Consider the following 24,664-nt stretch of genomic DNA (forward strand, 5'->3'; position numbering starts at 1 on the left):
GGAAGATGCACATTCGCCTATGGGTGCCGGAGGATCTGCTCCATCTTCCTGCCCTTCGCGAGCTCGTCGATCAGCTTGTCCAGGTAGCGAATCTTCTGCATCAGCGGATCGCCAACTTCTTCGACGCGAACACCGCAGATGGTGCCCTTGATCAGTGAGCTGTCCGGATTCATGGCTGGCGCTTGAGCAAAGAAGGTCGCGAAATCGTTCTCCTGTTCGATCTGCAGCTTCAGGCCAGCCTCGTCGTAGCCGGTCAACCAGCAAATGATTCGATCCACTTCCTCCTTCGTCCGATTCTTGCGCTCGGCCTTCTGAACGTACAGCGGATACACCTTTGCAAACGCTGTCGCGAAAATCTGATGCTTCGGCATGAACATGACTCCGGGAGCTGGGGCCTCGACTTGCGTCCCGCCACGCAGTGCGTCACTGGGATGCTGCGGATGGAGGGCTTGTGCTACGCCAGCGGCGTCCACCCCGAAGGATTTTCGTCCTCGTCCAGGGCTTCGCGACGCGGACCGCGCTCGTGCGTGTCATAGAGCCTGCGAAGCGCGTTCACGCCCTCCCGCAAGGCGTGCTCGTAGCTGTCGGTTCCGCGAGGCGCCGAATGCAAGAGGCGAAAGTCGTCGCCAGGCCCTTGCGCTTCCAGCAGGACCCAATAGAAATGGCCCGGATCAGGCTCATCGACGGTGACTGCAATGGATCGGAGAAAACTTGGCATGTTGCTTGGGGTGAATGTCGAGCGGGCGCTGTGACCAAAAGGGAGCCGGGGGCCCGCACTCTCGATTCGATGGGAGCAGCGGGGCGCTGCTGCGCGAAACTCAGCTGCTTCTTTGCGCCTTGCCCCAGCCGGAGAACATTCTGCCGAGCAGGCCTCGTGCCGGCGCATCGTCGCGCTTCGCGCCGCTGCCGGCGCGCCGCGCTTCGGCCACGGGCACGGCAAGAGCAGCCTCCCGGGAGGCGAGTTGGCCCAGGTTTTCGAACACATACCGGGGCGGCGCGGTGCGCAAGCCCAGGGTCCGTTCCGTCAGCTGGATCACGCGCATGGCCTGCAGTGAATCGCCGCCGAGGTCGAAGAAGTTGTCGCTGGGCCGGATGTCGGAAGTCTCGATCTTGAGCACGTCGGCCCAGATCTGCGCCAGCCGCAGTTGACTGGGGGCAAGCGCGGCAGGGGCCGACGTCGACGCGGCCAGGCCCATCGCAGGCTCGGCGCGCTCGCGGGATGCCGGCTCGGCCGCATCGCCGCGCGACAGGTGCACGAGCTGCGCGGCTTCGGCCGAATCGCCGTCTGCGACCAGGGCCGCCAGGCTCTCTTGCGCTTGCGCTGCCACGCGCCGCAGCAACTCCACGTAGCGGTCGCGCAGGGCGAAGGCTGTTTCGCCCCGGTAGATGTCGGCGTTGTAGGTGAGGCCGCCCTCCAGGCCGTCAGGGCCCTCGGTCAGCCACAGGCCAAGGTCCTCCGTGGCGCCGCGCTGCGAGACCTGGACTTGGCGAAGGTGCAGCGGGCCCAGGCTCTGCGCGCGCTCGCGCGTGTCCTCGAAGGAGAACAGCACCTGGTACAGGCCGACGCCCTTGGCGCGCGCCGAAAACTCCGGCTCGCCCGCGAAGCGCTCGAAGGGAATCTGCTGGTTGTCGAGCGCCGAGATGAGTCGCTGCTTCAGGGACTGCATGAACTGGCCCAGCGTCTGCTGAAGATCCAACTCCACCGGGAGCGGCAGCAGGTTGCCGAACATGCCCATCACGGGCTCGGTCTCCGGGAGCTGGCGGCCGCGCACGGGCGTGGCGACCACCAGCGAGCGCACATCGGCCACGCTGCCCAGCAGGAGGACGTACACGCCGAGCGCGAGCATGTTGAGCGTGACCTGGTGGCTGCGCGCCACGGCGTGCAGCTGCTGCGTCAGCTCGCCATCGAGGGCCATCCAATAGGTGTGGCCCTGGCCGGTCATGCCTGCCCCGCGCGGCCTGTCGGTGGGCAGGGCCCTGGGCGGTGGAGCATCGGCAAAGCGCTTCTTCCAGAAGCCCAGCTGTTCCTCGAACTGCGGCGAGGCCAGCCAGTCGAGGTACCACTCGGCATAGTCGGCGTGCGTCACGGTCAGCTCGGGCAGCGCATGCGGCACGCCACTCAGCCTGGCTTGATAGAGCGCCGACAGTTCGTTGATGAGCAGGTCGACCGAAGCCCCGTCCCACACCAGCCGGTGCGCCACGAAGACGAAGACGTGGTCGTTGTCGTCGATGCGGATCAGGGCTGCATTGAAGAGCGGCGCACGATGGATGTCGATGAGCTGGTCCGCCACCTCCTGCAGCTTCTCGACGAGTTCTGGTTCGCGCTGGTCGGCAGGCAAGCCAGCCAGATCGAAGCGCATTAGCTCGACCGGTGCCTCGGCGGCGATCGATGCGGTGAACTCGCCGGTCTTTGCGTCTCTGGTGAACGATGTGCGCAGCACGGGCTGGCGCTGCACGACCTGGCGCAGCGCGTCATGGAAGACCGCGGTGTCCAGCGCGCCCGTCAGGCGGTGGGCCGAGGGCGTGTTGTAGACGGACCGGCCGGGATGCAGTTCCTCGAGGAAGAGGATGCGTTCCTGCATCGGCGTGAGCGGCGCGCTGCTGCGCCCCGCCCGGCGGCGGATGTGCTCGACGGGCGCGACGCCGCTGGCCTGCAGTTCGCCCATGGCCGCCGACAGGCGCTCCGCCGTCGGCGCCGCGAAGAGCGTGCGCAGCGGCACGGTGACGCCGAACTCGCGAGACAGCAGCGTGGCAAGGCGCGACGCCAGGAGGGAATGGCCGCCCAGCGCGAAGAAGTCGTCCTGAATGCCAAGGCCCGGCAGGCTCAGCACCTGCTCCATAGCCGCCAGCACGATGCGCTCGCGCTCGTCGCGCGGCGCGACGGTGTGCGCGAGCTCGGCGGCCTGCACGGCACCGGAAGACGCGCCAGGCGCGGGCAAGGCCTTCCTGTCGATCTTGCCGTTGGGCAGCCGCGGAAGTTCGGCGAGCACGACGAAGTGCTGCGGCAGCATGTACTTCGGCAGGCTTGCGCACAGCGCCCGTTTCGCGGCGGCAGTGTCGACCTGCGCACCGGCCGCCGCGACGAGGTAGGCGACCAGGCGCACGTCGTCCGGCTGGTCCTCGCGTGCAACGACGACGCTGGCGCCCACGCCGGGCAGGTCGTTGCAGCACGCCTCGATCTCTCCGGGCTCGATGCGGTAGCCGCGCACCTTGACCTGGTGGTCGAGGCGGCCCTGGTGCTCGAGCAGGCCGTCGTTGCGCCAGCGGCCGCGGTCGCCGGTGCGGTAGAGCCGGCCGCCGGTATTCGAAGCAGGGTCTGGGATGAAGCGCTGCTGCGTCAGCTCGGGACGGTCGAAGTAGCCGATGGCAAGACCGGCGCCGCCGATGCAGATTTCACCCGGCACGCCGACAGGGCATCGCTGTCCCTGGGCATCGATGATCCAGACGCTGGTGTTCGCGATGGGCCGGCCGATGGAGACGCCGTTGCGCGCGAGCTGCGCACCGTCGACGCGCCACGCGGTGGAGTAGACGGTGGTTTCGGTGGGGCCGTACATGTTCCAGAGCTCGCCGCAACGTGCGCTGAGCGCCAGGGCCAGGTCGCGGGGCAGGGTCTCGCCGCCGGTGATGGCCTTCAACCCGGGGCTGCCTTGCCATTGCGCATCGAGCAGCAGGCGCCAGGCGGTCGGCGTGCCCTGCAGCACGGTGACCTGTTCACGCTCGATGAGCTGGCGGAAGGCCTGGCCGTCCTTGGCCGTCTCGCGCGCGACCAGCACGATTTCCGCGCCGGCCTCGAGCGGCAGGATCAGCTCCATCACGGCGATGTCGAAGCTCAGCGTGGTTGCCGCCGCGACGCGGTCGTCGGGGCCGATGCGCAGCGTCTCGCGCATGCTTTGCAGCAGGTTGGCCACTGCCTCGTGCGCGATGCCCACGCCCTTGGGCTTGCCGGTGGAGCCGGAGGTGTAGATGAGGATGGCCATGTCGCCGGGCTGCGCGTCCTGCGGGCCGGGGAGCAGCGGCGTCGGCGGTGCGTCCAGCCATTCGACGTCCTTGTCCAGCCAGAGGATCTGCCCGTCGCCGTCCTCACACCAGGCGCTCGGCGCGTGGGCGATGCGGGACGTGGTGATCAGCAGGCCGAGCCGCGCGTCCTCTGCCTGGTAGTCGAGGCGCGCCTTCGGGAAATCCGGGTCCAGCGGGACATAGGCTGCGCCGCACTTGAGCACGGCCAGCACGGCGACCAGCATGTCCGCATCCCGCTCGAGGCACAGGCCGATGCGTTCGCCGCGGCCCATGCCGCGAGCGCGCAAGGCGTGGGCCAGGCGGTTGGCGCGCGCGTCCAGTTCGAAATAGGTCCACTGCCGGCCTTCGTGGCGCAGCGCGGCGCGATCGGGCTGCGCCTCCACCGTCCGCTCGAAGCCTGCGTGGACCAGGCTGCCGCGCGTGAGCGGGGTGGGTGCCGGCTGGAGAGCGAGGAGGCGCGCTTCCTCGGCGGCGTCGAGGAGGTCCACTCCGCCGAGCGCCACGCCGGGCTCGCGCACGGCCGCCCTCAGCAGGCCTTCGTACATCCTCATCCATCGGGCGATGGACTCGTCGTCGAACAGGTCGACGTTGTATTGCACTTCCCATTGCATGCCGCCGGCGACGGGCGTGAGGTTGAGGAAGAGCTCGAAGTTTTCGTACGCGCGCGGGATGCTGCGCAGTTGCGCCTGCAGGCCCGGAAACTCGCCGGCGAGGCGCTCGGTGCTGGCGTCGACATTGAAGAGCACGCTCACCAGCGGCAGGCGGCTCGGGTCGCGCGGCACCAGCAACTTCTTGAGGAGCGTGCCGTAGGTGAGGTTCTGGTGCTCGAAGGCATCGAGCAGCAGGCCTCGGCTCTGGCTGGCGAGTTCGGCCAGCGGCGTCGCGGCGTTCACCGAGACCCGCAGCGGCAGGAGGTTGACGCAATGCCCGACGAGCCGGGGCATGTCGCTGGCGAGCTGGCCGGCCGCAGCGATGCCGATGACCACGTCGTCCTGGCCGGTAAGGCGATGCAGCAGGCCGGCGAAGGCGCCGAAGAGCGCGGCGTAGAGGCTGGCGCTCGATCCGGCGGCCAGCTTGCGAACGCCGTCGACGAGCTCGGCGTCGAGCAGCCCGTCCATCCGGCGCGACCGGAAGGTCCGCACCGCGGGGCGCGGCCGGTCGAGCGGCAGTTCGAGCACCGGCACGCTGCCTCCGGCGAAACGGCCCAGCCAGTAGTCGACGTGGGCCTGCATGCGCGGGCTCGCCGTCTCCTCGGCTTCCCACTGCGCGTAGTCCGCATAGCGAGGCGCGGGCTCGGGGGTTGGGCGCATGCCCCGCTCGTGCGCGTAGAGCTCGCCGAGCTCGGTGCAGATCACGCTCAAGGACCATCCGTCGCAGACGGCGTGGTGGGCGCTGATCAGGAGGGTGTGGTCTTCCGGTCCGGTGCGGTAGAGGCTTGCGCGCAAGAGCGGGCCCTGCTCCAGGATGAAGCGTTCGCGGACTGCGGTGTCGAAGCCTGCGGCCAGCCGGCGCTCCCGTTCCGCTGCATCGGCATTCGACAGATCGATGCGTTGCAGCACGCAGGCCGGGGGTGGCGCGATGAAGAGCTGCGTGCCCTCCGGCGAGAAGGTCGCACGAAGGCTATCGTGGCGCTCCACCAGGCGGTCGATCGCGCGCTGCAGTGCGGCCTCGTCGAGCGGGCCGGCGAGCCGCAGCGCGCTGGCCTCGTTGTACGCCAGCCCTGCTTCCTCGCTCAGGCGATCGCCGAGCCAGATTTCGCGCTGCGCCTCGGTGGTGGGAATGATCGTCTCGACCTCGCCGAAGGCGAAGGGATCGAACGCGTCGGAGTCCGGCTCGTCAGTGCCCTGTCGAGCGGGCCCGAGGGGGCCGTCCGATGGGGACCCGGCTGCTGGAGCGGTGTAAGAGTTTGAAAGACTCCGCATTGTCTGCAGCATTGCTGCTGAGCTGAACGGAGCGTGTCGGACGGCGGCGCACAGGCCTGAAGGTGAAGACCCGCCGACATCGCAGCATCGCAGTGATGCGTGTAGGCGGGCACCGTCGTGGGGCACAGCAGACACCCTTCAGCGGGACGGGACCATCGACGCTGTGCTTCGCGGCGTGGTGATTAGAACCTTGGTTCTCCCACTTTTTTGAACCAAGGAGACTTCGATGGCCGAACGGAATGACACAAAGGAAAAGACAGCCGCCACTGGCGTTGGCGCGGTGGTTGGCGGCGCCGCGGGTGGCGTGGCAGGCGGCGCAGCTGCGGGAGCCGCTGTCGGCGGCATGACCGGCCCCGTGGGCGCTGCTGTCGGGGCCGTGGTTGGCGCGGTTGCCGGAGCGGTCGCCGGCCGCATGGCCAAGGCGGACCCGGAGGCGGAAGACGCGTACTGGCGCGACAACTACACCGGGCGCCCCTACGTCGAGAGCGGATCGAGCTACGACGACTATTCGCCGGCGTACCGCTACGGTGTGGACGCCTATTCGCGCTACCCCAACCGCCAGTTCGATGAGGTCGAGCCCGAGCTGAGCCGCGACTGGGGCACTTCGCGTGGTCGCTCGTCGCTGGAATGGGAACGCGCCAAGCACGCGACTCGCGATGCCTGGCAACGCCTCAGCGACAACGTCGAACGTGCGGTTCCCGGCGACTCGGATCGCGACGGGCGCTGAGTAGCTGCGCAAAGGAAAAACGGCCCGAAGGGGCCGTTTTTTTTGCCTCGACTCATCCAGGGCCCTCGCGCCGGAGGCTGTTGCTCAACGCCGTCTTCCGCAAGATCACCGCGAAGGACTGCACCGCCGCCGGCTTGGTCTCCCCCAGCCGCCACAGGATGCCTGGCGTCCTCACCGGAGTGGGGCTCTCCAGCGGGATCATCTTCAGCCCCGCCATCGCCTCCGGCACGGCGTTGATCGCCACGATCGAGCCGATCATCGTGCGCGCCACAAGCGCGAGCATCGGCGCCACGGTCGACATCTCGGCCACCACCGTCGGCTCGGCGCCGCAGGCGTGGAAGCACTCGTCGAGCATGGTGCGGGTCGAGAAGCTGGAGGACACCAGCACCAGATCCTGCCGGTGCAGCTCCACCATGCGGATGCGCTTGCGGTGCGCAAGCGGATGCGCGGTCGAGACGACGAGCACCATCTCCTCGTTGTAGAGCGGCTCGAACCACAGGCCGGTCGGGTCCTGCGGCCGGTAGGAGATGCCGAGGTCCAGCTCGCCGGCCGCAAGCCGCGCGGCAATCACCTCGGCCGCGAGCTCCTCGACGCTGATGCGCACCGTGGGATGCCGCGCGAGGAACTGCGCGACGCATTCGGGAATGAGCCCGATGTTGAAGGTGTGCGTGGCGCCGATGCGGACCTTGCCGGTGAGGTTGCCGGCACCGGGCTTCAGCAGCGCCACGCCCTGGTCCACCTCCTTCAGGGCGCGCGAGGCAAAGCCGCGCAGCAGTTCGCCGGCCTCGGTCGTCACCACCTTCTTGCCGATGCGCTCGAAGAGGGGCTGGCCCAGTTCTTCCTCGAGCTGCTTGATCTGGTGGGACAGGGTCGACTGGGTCACGTGCACGCGCTCGGCAGCCCGCGTGAAGCTCAGGCAATCGGCCAGCGCGACGAAATAGCGTAGATGCCGCATCTCCATGAAAACCCCTGCGAATGATCGATGCCATCGATGATATCCATGGAAATTCATCATTTGCCGCGGCCTCCTGCGCGGCCTATCGTCCGGCCAGAAACAGGAGACAGCCATGGCCGACTACAACCAGGACAGCATCACGCAGGACGTGCTCGACGCCTTTGCGAAGACGCCCGACCCGCGCCTGCGCCAGCTCATGACCGCGCTGGTGAAGCACATCCACGCCTACGCGCGCGAGGTGGACCTCAAGCCCGGGGAATGGCTCGCGGCGATGAAGTTCCTCGAGGCCACGGGGCAGATCTCGACCGACAAGCGGCCGGAGTTCATCCTGCTGTCGGACACGCTGGGCCTGTCGATGATGGTGGTGGCGCTCGACCAGGCGCGCGCCGGCGCCGGCGCGCAGGGCGCGACCGAGGCGACGGAAGCCACGGTGGAAGGCCCGTTCTACTGGGCCGGCGCGCCCGACATGCCGCTGGGCGCGGACATCAGCGGCAGCGCGCGCGGCGAGCCCACCTTCTACATGGGCCGCGTGACCGACGTGCACGGCGCGCCGCTGGAAGGCGCGGTGCTCGACGTGTGGTCGGGCGACGGGGAGGGCAAGTACGACGTGCAACTGAGCACCGAGCCCACGATGGCGGCGCGCGGGCGCTTCCGCACCGATGCGCAGGGGCGCTACTGGTTCTGGTCGATCCGGCCAGCCTACTACCCGATTCCCGACGACGGGCCGGTGGGGCAGATGATGCATGCCACCGAGCGCAGCATCTACCGGCCGGGCCACATCCACCTCATGGTTTCGGCACCCGGCCATGTGACCCTTACCACCCAGGTCTTCGTCGGCGGCAGCCCGTACATCGACCAGGACGCCGTCTTCGGCAAGCGCGACAGCCTGGTGGTCGACTTCGAGAAGCACGCGCCGGGCAAGGCGGTGGACGGGCGCGAGATGCGCGAGCCGTACTACTCGGCGAGCTTCGACGTCAGGCTTGCACCTGCGGCCTGAGTCCCCTTTCTCTTTCTTGCAAGGACCCTCATGAAGATCGGCAAGGCCACCGTGCCGCGCACGGCCATCTGCACCTCGGACGAACACACCATCGTGATCCGCGGACACGACCTCTCGAAGGAACTGATCGGCAAGATCTCCTTCGTCGACCATTTCTTCCTGCTGCTGACGGGGCAGATGCCGACGCCGGGGCAGGCCGCGGTGCTCAACGCCACGCTCGTCGCGATTGCCGAGCACGGGCTGGTGCCCAGCGTGCAGGCCGCGCGCATGACCTTCGCCGCCGCGCCCGATGCGATGCAGGGCGCGGTGGCGGCAGGCATCCTGGGCTGCGGCTCGGTGGTGCTGGGTTCGTCGGAAACGGCGGGGCGGATGTACGTGGAGATCGACGCCAAGCTGCAGGCCGGCACTGCGATGGACGAGGCGGCACTCTCGGTGATGCAGGCCTGGCGAGCGGCCGGACGCTCCATTCCCGGCTACGGCCATCCGCTGCACAAGGAGCGCGACGAGCGCGTGGGCGCGCTGTTCGACGCGGCCAAGGCGGCGGGCACGAGCCTGCGCTTCGTCGAGATCGCGGAAGCCTGCGAGCGGCTCCTGCCCGGCTTCCTGGGCAAGCCGCTCAAGCTCAACGTCTCGGGCGCGATCCCCTCGGTGCTGCTCGGCGCGGGCTTCCCGGTCGAGGCGCTCAAGGGCGTGCCGATGCTGGCGCGCACGGCGGGGCTGATCGCGCACATGGTGGAGGAGATGCGCCAGCCCATCGGCTTCGCGCTGTCGTACCAGGCGACGCGCGAGATGGAATACGACGGCGTCGTGCCCGCGGGCTTCGGGAAGCACGCATGATCCCTGTGCTGCAAGGCCTCAAGGTCATCGAGCAGGGTACCTTCATCACGGGCCCGGCCGCCGGCATGCTGCTGGGCGACCTGGGGGCCGACGTGATCAAGGTGGAGCAGCCGGGCACGGGCGATCCCTTCCGCGCCTTCAAGAACGGGCTGTACAGCCCGCACTACCAGACCTACAACCGCAACAAGCGCAGCATCACGCTGGACACCAAGAGCAGCGAAGACCGCGAGGTGCTGGACGCGCTGATCGCCGATGCCGACGTCTACATCCAGAACTTCCGCCCCGGCGTGGCCGAGAAGCTGGGCGTGGGCGCCGAGCGGCTGCAGGCGCTGAACCCGAAGCTCGTCTACGTGGCGATCAGCGGCTTCGGCTCGACGGGCCCTGCCGCCAACCGGCCGGCCTACGACACGGTGGCGCAGGCGGCGAGCGGCTTTCTCAACCTGCTGGTGAATCCCGAGAACCCGCGCGTGGTGGGGCCGGCCATCGCCGATTCATTGACTGGCTTCTACGCTGCCTATGGCGTGCTGGGCGCGCTGTACGAGCGCAGCCGCACCGGCATCGGCCGCAAGGTGGAGGTGTCGATGCTGGAGGCGATGGCGCATTTCAACCTCGATGCCTTCACGCACTTCTTCCAGGTCGACGAGGTGATGGGGCCGTACAGCCGGCCGAGCGTGTCGCAGTCGTACGTGCTGCGCTGCGCGGACGACAAGTGGATCGCACTGCACATGTCCTCGCCGGAGAAGTTCTGGCGCGGGCTGGCGGTGACGATCGAGCAGCCCGACATCTTCGAGGACCCGCGCTTCGCGACCCGCGACGCGCGCATCGAGAACCAGGAGGCGCTGATCGCACTATTGGGCGCGCGCTTCGCCACGCAGACGCGCGACGAATGGTGCGCCCGCCTGCAGCGCGAGGACGTGCCCAACGCGCCGATGTACGACACCAGCGAGGCGCTGGAGGACCCGCAGGCCAAGCACCTGCAGTTGATGACCTCGGCCGAGCACCCGGTGATGGGGCTGTTCCGCACGGTGCGCTCGCCGGTGAGCTTCGACGGGGAGCGCGCACTGCAGGTGCGGCCGCCGCCGATGCTGGGCGAGCACAACGACGAAATACGCGCTGCATTGAAGCGCAAATAGATCAAGACCACGGAGACAAGCGATGAAGATGAAGACAAGCCTGCGCAAACTATTCGCCGCAGGCGTCCTGCTCGCGGCTGCGGCCACCCACGCACAGGACAAGGGACCGGTGAAGATGGTCGTACCCTTCGGCGCCGGCACCACCACCGACACGGTGGCGCGCGTGGTCGGCGAAGCGCTGGGCAAGGCACTGCAGCAGCCGGTGATCGTGGACAACCGTGCAGGCGCGGGCGGCTCGACCGGCAGCGACCTGGTCGCCAAGTCGGCGCCCGACGGCCGCACGCTCGTGATGGGCACGGTGGGCACGCACGCGATCAACGCCGCGCTCTTCAGCAAGCTCCCTTACGACCCGATGCGCGACTTCGCGCCGGTCGCCTTCATCGGCTACACGCCGACCCTGCTGGTGGTGGCGGCGGATTCGCCGATCAAGTCGCTCAAGGACCTGGCCCAGGCCGCCGCCAAGCCGCAGGGCGTGACCTTCGCCTCGGCTGGCAACGGCACCTCGGGCCATCTGGCGGGCGAGCTGCTGGCACAGCGGCTGGGCGGCAAGATGATCCACGTGCCCTTCAAGGAAGGCGCGATGGCGCTGACGGGCGTGATCGCGTCGCAAGTCGACTTCATGTTCTATCACCCGGCGGCGGTGATGCCGCAGGTGAAGGCCGGCAAGCTGCGCGCGCTGGCCGCCAGCGGCGCGGTGCGCAGCGCGGCCGCGCCGGACGTGCCGACGGTGATGGAGCAAGGCATTGCCGACTTCGACCTGGTCGCGTGGTTCATGCTGTACGCACCCGCCGCCACGCCGGCGGCCACGCTGGCCCAATTGCGCACCGCCGGCGCCACCGCACTCGCGCAACCCGAAGTGATGACCAAGCTGCGCGAGCAGGGCGTCGAGTCGCGCCCGATGAAGCCCGAGGAGATGCAGCCCTTCAACAAGGCCGAGCTCGGCAAGTGGGCCGGGCTCGTGAAGCGCTCGGGGGCACAAGTCGACTGACGGTTTTTTCGTTCGTTTCGCTCACAAGAATTTATAGGAGACAGGAACCATGAAGACGCAGCAGAACCTTCGAGGCATCGGGCGGCGCGCCGCCGTGGGCGCCATCGCGCTGGCCGCGGCCGGCTTCGCGCTGGCACAGCAGCCGTCGGGTGCGCCGATCCGCATCGGCAGCACGCTGGCGCTGACCGGGCCGCTCTCGGCCACGGCGCAGATCCACAAGGTGGTGGGCGAGATCTACGTCGAACAGCTCAACAAGCGCGGCGGCCTGCTCGGGCGGCCGGTGGAGTGGGTGGTGAAGGACGACCAGTCCAAGCCCGACCTGGCCCGCACGCTGTACGAGCAGCTGGTGACTGCCGACAAGGTCGACCTGCTGATGGGGCCCTACGCGACCGGCGCGATCCTCTCCGCCATGGGCGTGGCACAGCGCTACAACAAGGTGCTGGTGCACCACACGCTGGGTATTCCCTCGCTGGCCAAGTACGACATGCAGTTCCCGGCCTGGTCGATCGGCTCGGACCCGGCCACCACGGTGCCCAACACGCTCTTCGATGCGCTCGCGGCCTCGCCCAAGCCGCCGAAGACGGTGGCGGTGGTGACCAGCAAGTTCCCCTCGATCCAGTTCATGAGCGCGGGTGCGCGCGAGGTGATCAAGAAGCGCGGGCTGACCGAGGTGCTGTTCCTCGAATGGGACTTCGGCAACCGCGACTTCGGGCCGATCGCCAACCGCGTGAAGGACGCCAAGCCCGACTTCGTGTGGGTCGGCGCGATCGGCCTGGAAGGCAACCTGCTGCTCGACGCGATGAAGAAGATCGACTACTCGCCGCCGCAGCACTTCTACCTGTACCCGGCGCCCGGGCCGCTGCTCGCGTCGCCCGACGCGAAGAACGCGCTCTCGGCCACCATCTTCGAGGCGCAGCCGCCCTTCACCTCCAACAAGGGCGCGGCGGAATTCGTGAAGCTCTACACCGAGCGCGCGACCAAGGCCGGCTTCTCCGACACCTCGGTCGAGACGCAGGCCGCGGCCTCCTACACCGCGTGGCAGATCCTGGAGGCCGGCGTGGTCAACACCAAGAGCCTGGACGACAAGGCGATCGGCACCTGGCTCAAGGCCAACAAGGTCGACACGCTGCAGGGCAAGCTGCGCTTCGACGGCACCGGCAATTTCGGCGACGACCTGATGCGCATCAAGCAGATCCAGAACGGCAAGTGGGTGGTCGTGTGGCCGAAGGAAGTGACCTCCGGCGACGCGAAACTCATCACGCCCTGACATGCGGTGCTGACATGGGCTTCACGCTGCCCAGCATCTCGCTGCTGTCCCAGTCCATTCTCTCCGGCATCTTCGTCGGTGCGCTCTACGGATTGATGGGGCTGGGGCTCAGCCTCAGCTGGGGCCTGCTGCGCCTGATCAACCTGGCGCATTTCGCCTTCGCCTTCCTGGCGGCCTACCTGTGCTACCAGATGGCGACGATGGGCATGGACCCGCTGCTGACGCTCTTCGTCATCGTGCCGCTGTTCTTCGCGCTCGGCGCGGGGCTGCACTGGGTGATGGCGCGCTTCGCGGTGACGCCCTTCAACTCGCTGCTGCTGACCTTCGGGCTGACGGGCATCGCCGAGAGCGTGATCCAGTCGATCTGGACGGCGGACTTCCGCAAGCTCGAGTCGCACTACGGCGAGCAGAAGTTCAAGCTCGCGGGGCTCTACATCCCGGTGCCGGAGCTGATCACGCTGGTGATCGCAGTGGCGCTCGCCTTCGCGGTGTGGGGCGTGCTGCGCTACACCGACCTGGGCCGCTCGCTGCGCGCGGCGGCGCAGGACGGACCAGTGGCCGCGGCTTTCGGGGTAAACGAGAAGGCGCAGGGGCTGCTGCTGGCGGGCACCTGCGCGGCGCTCGCGAGCATCGCGGGCGTGTGCCTGGCGCTGAGCTTCACGCTCACGCCCTCGCAGATGTACGCCTGGGTCGGCGTGGTATTCGCGGCGGTGATGCTGGGCGGGCTGGGCAGCGCGCTCGGGCCGCTGGTCGCGGGGGTATTGATCGGCGTGAGCGAGGCGATCACGATGGCCGTGACCGCACCCTCGTGGGCGCCGATCGTGTCGTTCACGCTGTTGATCCTGATTCTTCTGTTCAGGCCGGGAAAGAGTGCGTAGATGAAGCAGCAGAGCATCGGACTTGGCTCCCTCTCCCTCGGGGAGAGGGAAATTCCTGTCGCCTCGCGGCCCACCGGGATGAAGCGCACCCCGCTCCTCATCGTCGCCGCCGGCATCGCCCTCGCCTTCGTCCCGCAGCTCGGCCTGCCGGCCTTCTACGACTCGCTGCTCTACCTGATGCTGCACTGGGTGGTGCTCGCGACCTCGTGGAACATCCTCTCGGGCTACTCGGGCTACTTCTCCTTCGGGCACGGCGCCTTCTTCGGCGCGGGCATCTACACCAGCGCGAACCTGATGGCGCGCTACGACTGGCCCTTCCTGTGGACGCTGCCCGCCGCGGCGGGGGTGGCGATGGTGCTGGGCGTGGCGTTGGGCGCGATCGTGTTCCGCGTGAAGGGCGTGCGCGGCGAGCTCTTCGCACTGCTGACGCTGGCGATCACCTTCGTGATCGGCACCATCGTGGTCAACACGCCGCTGGACGGGGGCAACGGCGTCTCGCTGGCGGCGGTGGCAGTGCCGAAGATCGGGCCCACGGCCTCGTCCACCTTCTACCTGCTGGCGCTGGCCGCGGCGGTGGCGACGCTGCTGATCGCCTGGGGCATCCAGGTCTCGAAGTTCGGCGCCGGGCTGTTCGCGATCCACGATGACGAGGAAGCAGCCGAGGTGCTGGGCGTGCCGACCTACCGCTACAAGCTGATGGCCCTGGCCGTGTCGTGCGCGCTGGCGGGGGTGGCGGGGGGCATCCACGCTCTCTTCCTGTCGTACGTGACGGCGGGCGAGGTGTTCACCATCACGGTGCCGCTGACGGTGGTGCTGATGAGCGTGCTGGGCGGCACGCGCCACTGGGCCGGGCCGGCGATCGGGGCGGTGGCGATCACCGGGCTGCTCTACAGCTTCACCGCGGCGGACCATGCGGTGGCGGGCAAGGCGCTGATCGGGGTGATCCTGATCGCGGCGATCCTCTTCATGCCCGACGGCATCCTGGAGCGGGCGAAGCGGCTGTGGCGCCGTGTGCCGTCCGCGAAGCCGGCCGCGAAATCGGCCACGCAGGCAGCCGCAGTGGCAGCGCCCGCCGCGGTCCTGCCCGCAACGCCGTCGGTGGCGAGCGCGGGTGCGCAGGGCGAGGTGCTGCTGCGCGTCAAGGGGCTGAGCAAGTCCTTCAAGGGGGTGCGCGCGCTCGCCGGGGTGGACGTCGAAGTGCGGCGCGGCGAGATCCTGGGCCTGCTGGGGCCGAACGGCTCGGGCAAGTCCACCTTCATCAATGTCGTCAGCGGCCACTACACGCCGACCGCCGGGCACATCGAGTTCGAGGGCCGCAGCCTCAACGGCCTGCCCGCGCACCGCATCGCGGGCAGCGGCATCGCCCGCACCTACCAGATCCCGCGGCCCTTCGGCCACCTGAGCGTGCTGCAGAACGTGGCGATCGCCACGATGTTCGGCGGCGCGGTGCGCGACCCGACGGACGCCAACCGCCAGGCGATGCGCTGGCTGGAGTTCACCGGCCTGGAGGCCAAGCGCGATGCAAGGCCCGAAGACCTGAACCTGCACCAGCGCAAGTTCCTGGAGCTGGCGCGCGCGCTGGCCTCGCGCCCGCGGCTGGTGCTGCTCGACGAAGTGCTGTGCGGGCTGACGCCCAGCGAGATCGACGACGCGGTGGCGCTGATCCGGCGCATCCGCGAGCAAGGCTCCACCATCGTCTTCGTCGAGCACGTGATGCGCGCGGTGATGGCGCTGACGGACCGCATCGTGGTCTTCAACCACGGCGAGTTGCTGGCCGAGGGCACGGCGCACGACGTGATGCAGCGGCCCGAAGTGATGAGCGCCTACCTCGGAAAGGCCGGCCATGCTTGAGGTGCACGACCTGCAGGTGGCCTATGGCGCGGCCAACGCGCTGTGGGGCGTGTCGCTGGAGCTGCGGCGCGGCGAGCTGCTGTGCGTGGTCGGGCCCAACGGGGCCGGCAAGACCACGCTGATCGGCGCGCTGGCGGGCATGCTGCGCGCCCGCGGCGGGCGCATCGTGTTCGACGGGCAGGACATCACGCGCCTGCCCGCGCATCGTTTCTGCGAGGCCGGCATCGCGTTGGTGCCGGAGGGCCGGCGCCTCTTCACCGGCATGACGGTGCAGGAGAACCTGGAGCTCGGCAGCCTGCTGCCGCAGGCCAAGGCGCAGCGGCAGCAGACGATGGCGCAGGTGCTCGACCTGTTCCCGGCGCTGAACGAGAAGCTCGCGAACCCGGCGGGCGAACTCTCGGGCGGCCAGCAGCAGATGGTGGCGATCGCCCGCGCGCTGATGGCGCGGCCGCGCCTGCTGCTGCTGGACGAGCCCTCGCTGGGCCTGTCGCCGCGCATCGTGGGCGACATGTTCGCGGCCATCCGGCGGATCAACGCCGACGGCGTATCGGTGCTGCTGGTGGAGCAGAACGTCGCGATGGCGATGGAAGTGTCGCAGCGCGCCTATGTGCTGGAGGAAGGCCGCATCGTGGCCGAAGGCCTGCCGCAGGAGCTGCTGGCACGGCCCGAGATCCAGCGCGTGTACCTCGGCGTTTGAACCATCCCATTCAAGCCGTTCAATACTTTTTCTGGAGAAGACCATGCTGTTCCCCACCACCATCGTCGGCAGCTTCCCGCAGCCGGACTGGCTGATCGACCGCGCCAAGCTCGCGGGCCGCTTCCCGCCGCGGGTGCGCGCGCGCGAGCTGTGGCGCATTCCGCCGCAGTACCTGGAGGAGGCGCAGAACGATGCGACGCTGATGGCGATCCGCGCGCAGGAAGAGGCGGGGCTCGACATCGTGAGCGACGGCGAGATCCGGCGCGAGAGCTACTCGAACCGCTTCGCGACCGCGCTCGATGGCGTGGACCTGGACAACCCCGGCACGGCGCTGGACCGCTCGGGCCACCCGAACCCCGTGCCGCGCATCGTCGGACGCATCCGCCGCCGGCACCCGGTGGAGGTGGAGGACCTGAAGTTCCTGCGCGCCCACACCGACCGGCAGGTGAAGATCACCGTGCCCGGCCCCTTCACCATGCTGCAGCAGGCGCAGAACGATTTCTACAAGACCGAGGAAGAGGCGGCCATGGACTACGCGGAGGCGGTGAACGCGGAGATCCGCGACCTCTTCGCGGCGGGTGCCGACGTGGTGCAGATCGACGAGCCCTACATGCAGGCGCGGCCCGAGAAGGCGCGGCAGTACGGCCTGGCGGCGCTCAACCGGGCGCTCGAGGGCATCACCGGTACGACGGCGGTGCACATCTGCTTCGGCTACGCGGCGATCATCCACGAGCGGCCGAGCGGCTACTCCTTCCTGCCCGAGCTAGCGCAATGCAGCTGCAGGCAGGTGTCGATCGAGACCGCGCAATCGCACCTGGACTGCTCGGCACTGGCCGCGCTGGACGGCAAGCGGGTCATGGTCGGCTGCATCGACCTGTCGACGCCCGAGGTCGAGTCGGTGGAGACCATCGTCGACCGCATCCGGCGCGCGCTGCCTTATGTGAAGCCGGAGAACGTGATCCTGGCGCCGGACTGCGGCATGAAGTACCTGCCGCGGGACGCGGCGACGGCCAAGCTGCGGGCGATGGTCGCGGCGGCCCGGGTGTTGCGCGAGGAGCATGCGACATAGCCGCTCGCGCTTCGCTCCCGCGACCTCTCGCCCCTCCACCCAGGCATCGCCGTTTTCACCCTTCAGGGCTCCTCGCGCCTGCTTCGGTTGCGGCTCTTCAATCCCGCGGCGCGTGCCTCGGCCGGAGTGAACTCGTGGGCGGTGCCTTTCTCATGCGCCGAGCGCCCGCCCTCGCGGGCAATGTCGCGCTGCCGCGCGGGATCCATGCCCGCAAAGCCGCGTCGGCGCACGCGTGCTGCGCGCAGGACATCGTCGTCGTCGTTCAAAGCCATCAGGACTCCTATCTGGGTTTGGGAAGTCGAAGAAAAGCGGCAGCACGCGAAAGGGATGCTGCCCTCCACGTCGCGGCAAACGGCGTGCCTGCCTCAGGAGCTCCGGTTCACCTCGGCTTGCGGGCGGATGCTCCCGCTTTCGCGGGCGCATCCGGGTCGTCCGGGCCCATGCCCAGCTCGGCGCCGGTCTGCGGATCGCTCGCCGGATCGGAGCTGGTCCGCATTGCCATGTCGTCGCAGGCCGCCTGCTCCTCTTCCGTCAGCGAGACGGAGGGCTCGCCGCTGCCGCCGTCCACGGCCATCTGCGATTCGGGGTCGCTGCGGTAGTCCCAGTGCTCGCCCTGGTTCCAGGGGCCGCGCACCTCGTCGCCCTTGGACATGTCGAAGTACACGCCGGTGAACTCCGGCATGCCCGGCAGCTTGCCCGGCGGGAAGTTCGGCGTGATCGCGTAGAGCGCCTTCTCGAACGACTTCTGGTGCGCGATCTCGCGCGTCATCAGGAAGCCGAGCGCCTCCCTCACGCCGGGGTCGTCGGTGCAGGCGATCAGCCGCTCGTACACGATCTTGGCGCGCGCTGCCGCGGCGATGTTGGAGCGCAGGTCTGCCGTCGGCTCGCCGATGGTGTCGATGTAGGCGGAGGTCCAGGGCACGCCCGCGGAGTTGACCAGCGGCGGGCCGCCGCCGTAGAGCACTTGCGTGATGTGGCTGTCGTTGCCGGCACCGGTGATGCGCCTGTACATCTCGCCCTCGGTTTCCACCGCCTCGGCAAGCTGGCCCTTGGCGCCCTTGTTGAGCATGCCCACGATGGTGCCGATCACCTCCAGGTGGCTGAGCTCCTCGGTGGCAATGTCGAACAGCATGTCCCGGCGGCCGGGATCGTCCTCGCCGACGGCCTGGGTGAAGTAGCGCATGGCTGCGGCGAGCTCGCCCTGGGGGCCGCCGAACTGCTCGAGCATGAGGTTGGCGAGGCCGGGATTGCACTCGCTCACGCGCACGGTGTACTGGAGTCGCTTGTTGTGGGAGAACATGGGGCATCCTTCGAAATGAGAGGTTGAACACAACGGCCTTGGGTGCCGCGGGAGTGCAATCTCCTCCGTCGCCAGTGCATGCGTGTAGGCACCCCCGGTGCGCTCCTGTCTCTTTTCATTGATGAGTTCGGCTCGTCCGAGGCGGGCACGCCGCGTGCCGTGCTGCCAGACCCCTTACTCATTTCCAAGGAGATACAGATGACGCAAACCAGGATGCTGCGAATGCTCGCGGCTGCCGGCCTTGTTCACGCCGCCATCGCCGGCGTGCCCGCCCAAGCGCAGAGCGACACCATGCGCGCCACGACCGCGCCGGGAGCCATGTCGCCCGCCACCAAGCTCCAGCGTGCCGACCAGGGCTTGCTGCGCGACATTGCACAGGCCAACATGGCGGAGGTCGCCACCGGCAAGCTGGCGCTGGAGAAGTCGCAGAACGGCGAGGTCAAGAAGTTCGCCCAGATGATGGTGGACGACCATTCGACGGCGCTGAAGGATGTCCAGCAGCTGGCCCAGGCGAAGGCGACGACGCTGCCGAGCGAGCCCGACACGAAGCACAAGGCCGCGTTGAAGGCCATGCAGGACATGGACGGCGCACGCTTCGACCGTCAGTACATATCGCAGGCGGGCGTCGGGGACCACCGCAAGACGCGGGAGCTGCTGCAAAAGACCCAGGCCAATGCCAAGGACGGCGACCTGAAGGCGCTCGCTGGAGGCCGGGCTGCGTCTCCAGGTCGGTCAACCGCAGGTAGCCATTGGCCGACTTGATGGCCTTGCCCGGCGGGATGAGGTAGGCCACCGACGCGCAGGAAGACGTCCGACTCCGCCACGGCCTCTGCGCCCGCGCCACCACGTACGCACACCGGCGATGTTGTGGCCATGGCTCCCACAGCTCCAGGAGGCGACATGGAACAGCAGCAGAAGCAAGCCCAGCAGCAGCAGCAGCAACAACCGCCGGTCGTGCCGCCGCCGGACCAGAGCGGTTCGTCGGTCGCCGGCGAGGAAGACCCTGGCGCTGCCGTCGAACCCACGACGCCGAAGGCCGGCGACGAGGCGCCCCCGGGCACGCCGGGAACCGGCGAAGGGATCTGCCGCCGCTGCGGCGGAAGCGGACGCATTTCGGGCAGCGAGCCCTGCACCGACTGCGGCGGCACCGGGCACGTGACGGTCGGCATCGGTGGTGCCTGAACGGGGCTGCGCGGCTGGCACGCAGCTTGCCACTCCCCCTGCTCGGGAAGTTGAAAACCATCGGGTCTGCCCACCAGGAGTCGCCATGAACAAGTCCTTGAGTTCCTGCTTTCGCCGAAGCGCCAATCTCCACTGGGGCCTGTGGGCCCTGGCGGCAGCCGTCGGCCCGGCCGTCGCCCAGCCGACCGGCAATCCGAAGGGAACCGCGCCCATGAGCGCGGAAGGCAACAGCTCGAAGCGGCCCGCAACGCGCAACCGCGATGCGAATCGGAAGGAAGAGCGGCGCACGGAAGACGCCAGCGCTTCCACCCCCAAGGCTGTCCGAGAGGGTCACCTGCGCACGCCCGGTATAGGGACGACCGGCGGCCTCACGGGCCGGCATCCGGGTGACGGCTCGACCAACCGCACGACGGAAACCGACCAGGCGCCGCCGGTGAAGAAGCGCTGAGCCGTACGAGACCCGGCGCAGCGGGCCCGCCATTCGCGGCAAGACACGGCCGGCGGGTGGCTACGGTTCCGTCTTCCGCAACCCTCGGATGTTGAGCGCCGCAAGACAGACCTGCAGCGCGATCAACGCCCATGCGCGGTTCGGGATTCCCCAGGCGACCCAGAGAACGTTGCTGAGCAGGAAGATCCAGAAGCCTGTATTGCGCCTTGTGCGGGTGTTGGACGCCACCAGGTAGGCGGCCGCCAGGGACGACGCGAATGCAGGCCATTGAATCCAGTCGAGTTGCATCCGACGAAACCGCGTGATCAGCCCAGCGCGGTGTCCAGCACCATCATGACGACGAAGCCGAGGACGAGTCCGCCTGTGGCGCAGGCCTCGTGCCCCTGCCGGTGCGATTCGGGGATGACCTCGTGGCTGATCACGTACAGCATCGCGCCTGCCGCCATCGCCAGTCCCCAGGGCAGCATGCCTGCGGAGACGCTGATGAGCACGGCCCCCAATACCGCCGCCACGGGCTCCACCAGGCCGGACGCGATGCCGAGCGCGGCCGAGGCCAGCCGCCCGTAGCCGATCCCGCGCAGCGCCAGGGCCACGACCATGCCCTCGGGCACGTCCTGGATCGAGATGCCCGTGGTAAGGGCGGCGGCGCCGACCGGATCGGTGCCGGCGAAGGCGACGCCGATGGCGAGCCCTTCCGGCAGGTTGTGCAGCACGATCGCCAGCACGAAGAGCCAGACGCGCCGCAAGGTGCGCGCCTGCGGGCCTTCGAGCCCCTTCACGAAATGCTCATGCGGCACGGCGCGATCGATGGCCAGCAGCAGCAGCGCGCCCAGCACGATGCCGCAGCCGACGATGCCCCCGGCGCCCCAGGCAGTGGCGCCCTGGGCCTTGGCCGCTGCCAGGCCGGGAATCACCAGCGAGAAGGAGCTTGCCGCGAGCATCACGCCGGCGCCGAAGCCGAGCATGATGTCGTAGCTGCGCTGCGAGAACTGCTGCGAGAGCAGCACCGGCAAGGTGCCGAGGGCCGTGGCCAGCGCGGCGATCATTCCGCCGATCAGCGCGCCCTGGATGCGCGCATCCCCGCGTGCCAATCCTTCGAAGGCCTGGTGGGCGAGGATGACGACGCCCGCCAGGACGATGGCCACGCCCAGCCAGCGCCGCAGGGACAGCCGGCCGCGCGGGCGCAAACGCAGCGACGCGCCGGCCCATGGCGACCCTGGTTCCACGGCCGTCACCGATGGAAGATCGTCGCGCGCGGCAGGTGGCGCCGCGTGCGTCCGGCTCGGCTGGCCCACAACAGTCCGAGCGCCGCGAGCCCGGCGATCGAGAGCGCCGCCGTGTTGCCCGAGACCGCGCGGCCCATGTCGAGCGCGATCTCGCCGCTGCGCGGTGCGACGAGCTGCACACGGCGCTTGGTCATGCGTGCGCCCAGCTCGCCGAGCCTGTCGCCCAGCAGGCGCTCGGCCGCGGGCAGGACGACGGTTTCCTCGTCGGCCACGTGATGCAGCACCTCGCGCATCAGGGCCATCACGGTCTCGTCGTAGTCGACGGCCTCCGGCTCCATCCGGCGCAGCATCCCGATGAGGCGCTTCATCTCCTGGTGCTCGGCCATGCTCTCGCGGATGAGCTCATCCTCCGTGACCTCGCGCACCGCCGGGTAGAAGATCTCTTCCTCGAGGGTGGCATGAACTTCCAGCGCGGTGCAGATGGTGGAAGCGAGGCCCTTCCTCACGCGGGCCGGCGCACTGGCCTTGTACTGGTGGAAGGTGGACATCACGTGCGTGTGGTCCAGGCGAATCATGTTCGTCGCGGTCGGCAACAAACGGTAAACCAGGTTGTTCATGGCGTGCTCCGTTGCGTGCGCAAAAAAGGCGGTGGCCAAGCCACCGCCAACCACGTCGGGAAAAAAGGGTCAGGCGGCCGCGCTGGTGAGCTCGCCCATCAGTTCTTCCTTGCGCGTCTCCAGCTGCTCGCGCAGGGCGACCAGGTCGAGCCCGCGGGCCGCGCGCGCCTTGACGAAGATCTCGTTGCGCTCTTCCTTCACATGGTGGTCGATGTACTCGCCGAGCACCGTGACCTTGGCGTCGAACTTGTCGTCGACCTCGGCCGCGTCCTGGATCTGTGCGATCAGGTCCTTGGCGCTCGCATGCTCGACCTCTGCTTCGTCGAGCAGGTCGGTTTCCTTGATGGCTTCTCGCAGGGCCGGATAGAAGATCTCTTCCTCGATCTGCGCATGCACGGTCAGCTCCATGCAGATCTCGTTGGCGAGCTCGCGCTTCTTCTGGGTCGCACTGGCCGCCTTCGAGCCGGCCAGCGTCTCGTATTCCTTGAACATCTTCTTGACGTTGCGGTGGTCGGCGTCGAGCAGGCTGCAGGCATCGGGCTCTGCGCGTTTGGTGGTGGTGGGCATCTTGGCTCCAATGGTGTGGTGGTTGCGGGGAAGCACAGCTTGTGATGCCGCAATCGGGACTCGCGTAGGAGCGCGCCGCAGAGAAATGTCGATAAAGCGGAAGCGGCAGGAGCGCATGGCTTGACGCCAGCTCATGCGTGGCAGGCGCGCCGGTGGGCGAAACCTCTGTCGTCCTACCTGCCGGACCGGGGCTGCTCGTGTCAGATCGCGACTGGCACTCAATGAGACAGGAGACCCGTCATGCGCGTTCCGGAACGCCGGCTGCAGCACACGCTGCGCACCGTCTTTGGACTGCAGGCCTTGCGCCCGGGGCAGCGGCAGGTCATCGAGCGCGTGCTCGGCGGTCGTTCCACGCTCGCGGTCATGCCCACGGGTGCGGGCAAATCGCTGTGCTACCAGCTCCCGGCCCTGCTGCTCAAAGGCTGCACGGTGGTGGTCTCGCCCTTGATCGCGCTCATGAAGGACCAATGCGAGAAGCTGCAGTCGCTGGGCATTCCCGCGGTGCAGTTCAACAGCCACGTGGAAGCCGAGGAGAGCCGCTCGGGCGAGGAGGCCGTTCGCGACGGCTCGGCGCGCCTGGTGTTCGCCACGCCGGAGAGGCTTGCCGACGCCGGCTTCGCGGCACTGCTGCGGGGGCGCGAGATCTCGCTGCTGGTGGTCGACGAGGCGCATTGCATCTCGCAGTGGGGGCATGATTTCCGGCCGGCATTCCTGGGCATCGGCACGGTCGCGAAGGATATCGGCGATCCGCCGGTGCTGGCACTCACGGCGACGGCGAACAGCGAGGTCGCGGCCGACATCATGGAGAAACTGGGCATCCCCAGGTCCGGCTGGATCGACACGGGGACGTACCGGCCCAACCTGCACTTCGCGGTGGAACAGCATGCACGCGAGGACGACAGACTGCGGCGAACGCTCGCGCTGGTCGGCGCGGCGAAGGGCAGCGGCATCGTCTACACGGCGACGGTGAAGGCGGCGGAAGCGGTGTACGAGGCCCTGCGCTCGGAAGGCGAATCGGTCGGCCTGTATCACGGCCGGCGCAGTGCGGCCGAACGGCGCGAGGCACAGGACGCCTTCATGGCGGATCGCCTGCGCGTGATGGTGGCGACCAATGCGTTCGGCATGGGGATCGACAAGGCCGACATCCGGTTCGTCCTGCACTACCAGATGCCCTCGGGCCTGGACGCCTACTACCAGGAGTCAGGTCGCGCCGGGCGCGACGGCGCGCCCTCGGCCTGCACGCTGCTGTTCCTGCGTCGCGACCGGGCGCTGCAGCAGTTTTTCCTGACGGGGCGCTATCCCACGGAAGAGGAGCTCGACGCGCTCTTCGGGGCGCTGCAACGGGATCCGCCGCAGGCGGGGGGGCACACGCTGGCCAGCCTGAAGGACAGCACCGGCCTGCCGCAGAACAAGCTGAAGGCGGCGGTCGGCCTGCTGCGCAACCGCCGCATCGTGGGCGTGGATCGCGAAGGCCGCGTGCGCGTGCTGCGCGCCGATCTCGCCGCCACCGAGGTACACGAACTCGTGGCCGCCTACCGCCGCAAGCGCGAGCAGGACCACGCGACGCTGGAGCGCATGGTGTTCTACGCCCAGAGCGGGCAGTGCCGCTGGCAGGTGCTGCTTGCCTATCTGGAGGAAGAGGCACAGCAGGAGCGATGCGGGAACTGCGACAACTGCCGCCGCATCGCCCGGCACGAGGCGGCCATGGCAGCGTCGGGCGCGGTGGACGGCGAGGCCCCGAAACTGCGGCATCCCGCACGGCCCCGGCTGCCGCCGCCGGCCTTCGTTGCGCGCCAGCCGGTCAGGGTCAAGCGGTACGGCGAGGGCAACGTGGTGAGCGCGGATGCGTTGTCGATCACGATCGAGTTCGCCGACGGGAGCCGCCGCTGCTTCCAACCGGATTTCGTGCAGCCCATCGGCAGCCGGAAGAACCCGGGGCGGGCCTCGCGCCCGTCAGCCAGAACGGGATGAGACCGGCGCAGGTTT

General features: G+C 68.7%; 24 protein-coding genes. 14 read left to right on the plus strand and 10 right to left on the minus strand.

Going from position 1 to position 24,664, the window contains the following annotated elements; translation table 11 throughout:
* Positions 1–17: 17 nt before the first annotated feature.
* From E5P3_RS30180 to E5P3_RS30190, 3 genes are all read right to left on the minus strand, one after another.
* Positions 18–371, minus strand: a complete 354-nt coding sequence (locus E5P3_RS30180) for a DUF2200 domain-containing protein (RefSeq protein WP_162589324.1) — start codon at positions 369–371, stop codon at positions 18–20.
* 83 nt (positions 372–454) lie between these two features.
* On the minus strand, positions 455–718 hold the full coding sequence (locus E5P3_RS30185; protein WP_162589325.1) for a hypothetical protein: 264 nt from the start codon (positions 716–718) through the stop codon (positions 455–457).
* Positions 719–818: 100 nt separating this feature from the next.
* Positions 819–5,939, minus strand: coding sequence for a non-ribosomal peptide synthetase (locus E5P3_RS30190; protein WP_162589326.1), 5,121 nt, complete (start codon positions 5,937–5,939; stop codon positions 819–821).
* 226 nt (positions 5,940–6,165) lie between these two features.
* Between E5P3_RS30190 and E5P3_RS30195 the strand changes: the two genes are divergently transcribed.
* Positions 6,166–6,666, plus strand: a complete 501-nt coding sequence (locus E5P3_RS30195; protein WP_162589327.1) for a glycine zipper domain-containing protein — start codon at positions 6,166–6,168, stop codon at positions 6,664–6,666.
* A 52-nt stretch (positions 6,667–6,718) separates the two neighbouring features.
* Here E5P3_RS30195 and E5P3_RS30200 read toward each other — a convergent pair whose 3' ends face one another.
* Positions 6,719–7,627, minus strand: a complete 909-nt coding sequence (locus tag E5P3_RS30200) for a LysR substrate-binding domain-containing protein (RefSeq protein ID WP_162589328.1) — start codon at positions 7,625–7,627, stop codon at positions 6,719–6,721.
* 106 nt (positions 7,628–7,733) lie between these two features.
* Between E5P3_RS30200 and E5P3_RS30205 the strand changes: the two genes are divergently transcribed.
* The 9 genes from E5P3_RS30205 to E5P3_RS30245 are packed head-to-tail and all read left to right on the plus strand — an operon-like array spanning position 7,734 to position 17,338.
* A complete protein-coding gene (locus E5P3_RS30205; protein ID WP_162589329.1) occupies positions 7,734–8,618 on the plus strand; it encodes a dioxygenase family protein in 885 nt (294 codons plus the stop codon).
* 30 nt (positions 8,619–8,648) lie between these two features.
* Complete coding sequence (locus tag E5P3_RS30210) at positions 8,649–9,455, plus strand: citryl-CoA lyase (protein ID WP_162589330.1); 807 nt, start codon at positions 8,649–8,651, stop codon at positions 9,453–9,455.
* On the plus strand, positions 9,452–10,588 hold the full coding sequence (locus tag E5P3_RS30215; RefSeq protein WP_162589331.1) for a CaiB/BaiF CoA transferase family protein: 1,137 nt from the start codon (positions 9,452–9,454) through the stop codon (positions 10,586–10,588). The genes E5P3_RS30210 and E5P3_RS30215 overlap by 4 nt, the downstream gene beginning before the upstream one ends.
* A 22-nt stretch (positions 10,589–10,610) precedes the next feature.
* A complete protein-coding gene (locus E5P3_RS30220; RefSeq protein ID WP_162589332.1) occupies positions 10,611–11,576 on the plus strand; it encodes a Bug family tripartite tricarboxylate transporter substrate binding protein in 966 nt (321 codons plus the stop codon).
* Positions 11,577–11,625: 49 nt separating this feature from the next.
* Entirely contained in the window at positions 11,626–12,843 is a 1,218-nt protein-coding gene (locus E5P3_RS30225) for an amino acid ABC transporter substrate-binding protein (RefSeq protein ID WP_162589333.1), read from the plus strand.
* 14 nt (positions 12,844–12,857) lie between these two features.
* Entirely contained in the window at positions 12,858–13,721 is an 864-nt protein-coding gene (locus E5P3_RS30230) for a branched-chain amino acid ABC transporter permease (RefSeq protein WP_162589334.1), read from the plus strand.
* Complete coding sequence (locus E5P3_RS30235) at positions 13,722–15,572, plus strand: branched-chain amino acid ABC transporter ATP-binding protein/permease (RefSeq protein WP_232073387.1); 1,851 nt, start codon at positions 13,722–13,724, stop codon at positions 15,570–15,572.
* Complete coding sequence (locus E5P3_RS30240; protein WP_162589335.1) at positions 15,565–16,269, plus strand: ABC transporter ATP-binding protein; 705 nt, start codon at positions 15,565–15,567, stop codon at positions 16,267–16,269. The genes E5P3_RS30235 and E5P3_RS30240 overlap by 8 nt, the downstream gene beginning before the upstream one ends.
* Before the next feature lie 43 nt (positions 16,270–16,312).
* Complete coding sequence (locus E5P3_RS30245) at positions 16,313–17,338, plus strand: uroporphyrinogen decarboxylase family protein (protein WP_162589336.1); 1,026 nt, start codon at positions 16,313–16,315, stop codon at positions 17,336–17,338.
* 62 nt (positions 17,339–17,400) lie between these two features.
* On the opposite strand, the gene E5P3_RS30250 is transcribed toward E5P3_RS30245, so the two are convergent.
* Entirely contained in the window at positions 17,401–17,610 is a 210-nt protein-coding gene (locus tag E5P3_RS30250; protein ID WP_162589337.1) for a KGG domain-containing protein, read from the minus strand.
* 107 nt (positions 17,611–17,717) lie between these two features.
* Complete coding sequence (locus E5P3_RS30255; RefSeq protein ID WP_162589338.1) at positions 17,718–18,638, minus strand: manganese catalase family protein; 921 nt, start codon at positions 18,636–18,638, stop codon at positions 17,718–17,720.
* A 198-nt stretch (positions 18,639–18,836) separates the two neighbouring features.
* Between E5P3_RS30255 and E5P3_RS30260 the strand changes: the two genes are divergently transcribed.
* From E5P3_RS30260 to E5P3_RS30270, 3 genes are all read left to right on the plus strand, one after another.
* Positions 18,837–19,400, plus strand: coding sequence for a DUF4142 domain-containing protein (locus tag E5P3_RS30260; protein WP_232073389.1), 564 nt, complete (start codon positions 18,837–18,839; stop codon positions 19,398–19,400).
* Positions 19,401–19,538: 138 nt separating this feature from the next.
* The gene (locus E5P3_RS30265) at positions 19,539–19,820 is read left to right on the plus strand and encodes a hypothetical protein (RefSeq protein ID WP_232073390.1); all 282 of its coding nucleotides are present in this window, start codon (positions 19,539–19,541) and stop codon (positions 19,818–19,820) included.
* Positions 19,821–19,905: 85 nt separating this feature from the next.
* Positions 19,906–20,268 carry a hypothetical protein gene (locus E5P3_RS30270; protein WP_162589339.1) on the plus strand — a complete coding sequence of 121 codons (363 nt, stop codon included), beginning with the start codon at positions 19,906–19,908 and terminating at the stop codon, positions 20,266–20,268.
* A 60-nt stretch (positions 20,269–20,328) separates the two neighbouring features.
* Here the strand turns inward: E5P3_RS30270 and E5P3_RS30275 are convergent, their stop codons facing one another.
* The 4 genes from E5P3_RS30275 to E5P3_RS30290 all read right to left on the minus strand — a co-directional run bounded on the left by E5P3_RS30275 (position 20,329) and on the right by E5P3_RS30290 (position 22,678).
* Positions 20,329–20,556, minus strand: a complete 228-nt coding sequence (locus E5P3_RS30275; RefSeq protein WP_162589340.1) for a hypothetical protein — start codon at positions 20,554–20,556, stop codon at positions 20,329–20,331.
* 17 nt (positions 20,557–20,573) lie between these two features.
* Positions 20,574–21,461 (minus strand): ZIP family metal transporter, encoded by an 888-nt coding sequence (locus tag E5P3_RS30280; RefSeq protein WP_443083301.1) that lies wholly within the window; start codon positions 21,459–21,461, stop codon positions 20,574–20,576.
* A 38-nt stretch (positions 21,462–21,499) separates the two neighbouring features.
* Positions 21,500–22,111, minus strand: coding sequence for a hemerythrin domain-containing protein (locus E5P3_RS30285; protein ID WP_162589341.1), 612 nt, complete (start codon positions 22,109–22,111; stop codon positions 21,500–21,502).
* Between the two features lie 69 nt (positions 22,112–22,180).
* On the minus strand, positions 22,181–22,678 hold the full coding sequence (locus tag E5P3_RS30290) for a hemerythrin domain-containing protein (RefSeq protein WP_162589342.1): 498 nt from the start codon (positions 22,676–22,678) through the stop codon (positions 22,181–22,183).
* Positions 22,679–22,918: 240 nt separating this feature from the next.
* Between E5P3_RS30290 and E5P3_RS30295 the strand changes: the two genes are divergently transcribed.
* A complete protein-coding gene (locus E5P3_RS30295; RefSeq protein ID WP_162589343.1) occupies positions 22,919–24,649 on the plus strand; it encodes a RecQ family ATP-dependent DNA helicase in 1,731 nt (576 codons plus the stop codon).
* Positions 24,650–24,664: the final 15 nt, after the last annotated feature.

The sequence above is a fragment of the Variovorax sp. RA8 genome (assembly GCF_901827175.1).
Taxonomy (GTDB): Bacteria; Pseudomonadota; Gammaproteobacteria; order Burkholderiales; family Burkholderiaceae_C; genus Variovorax.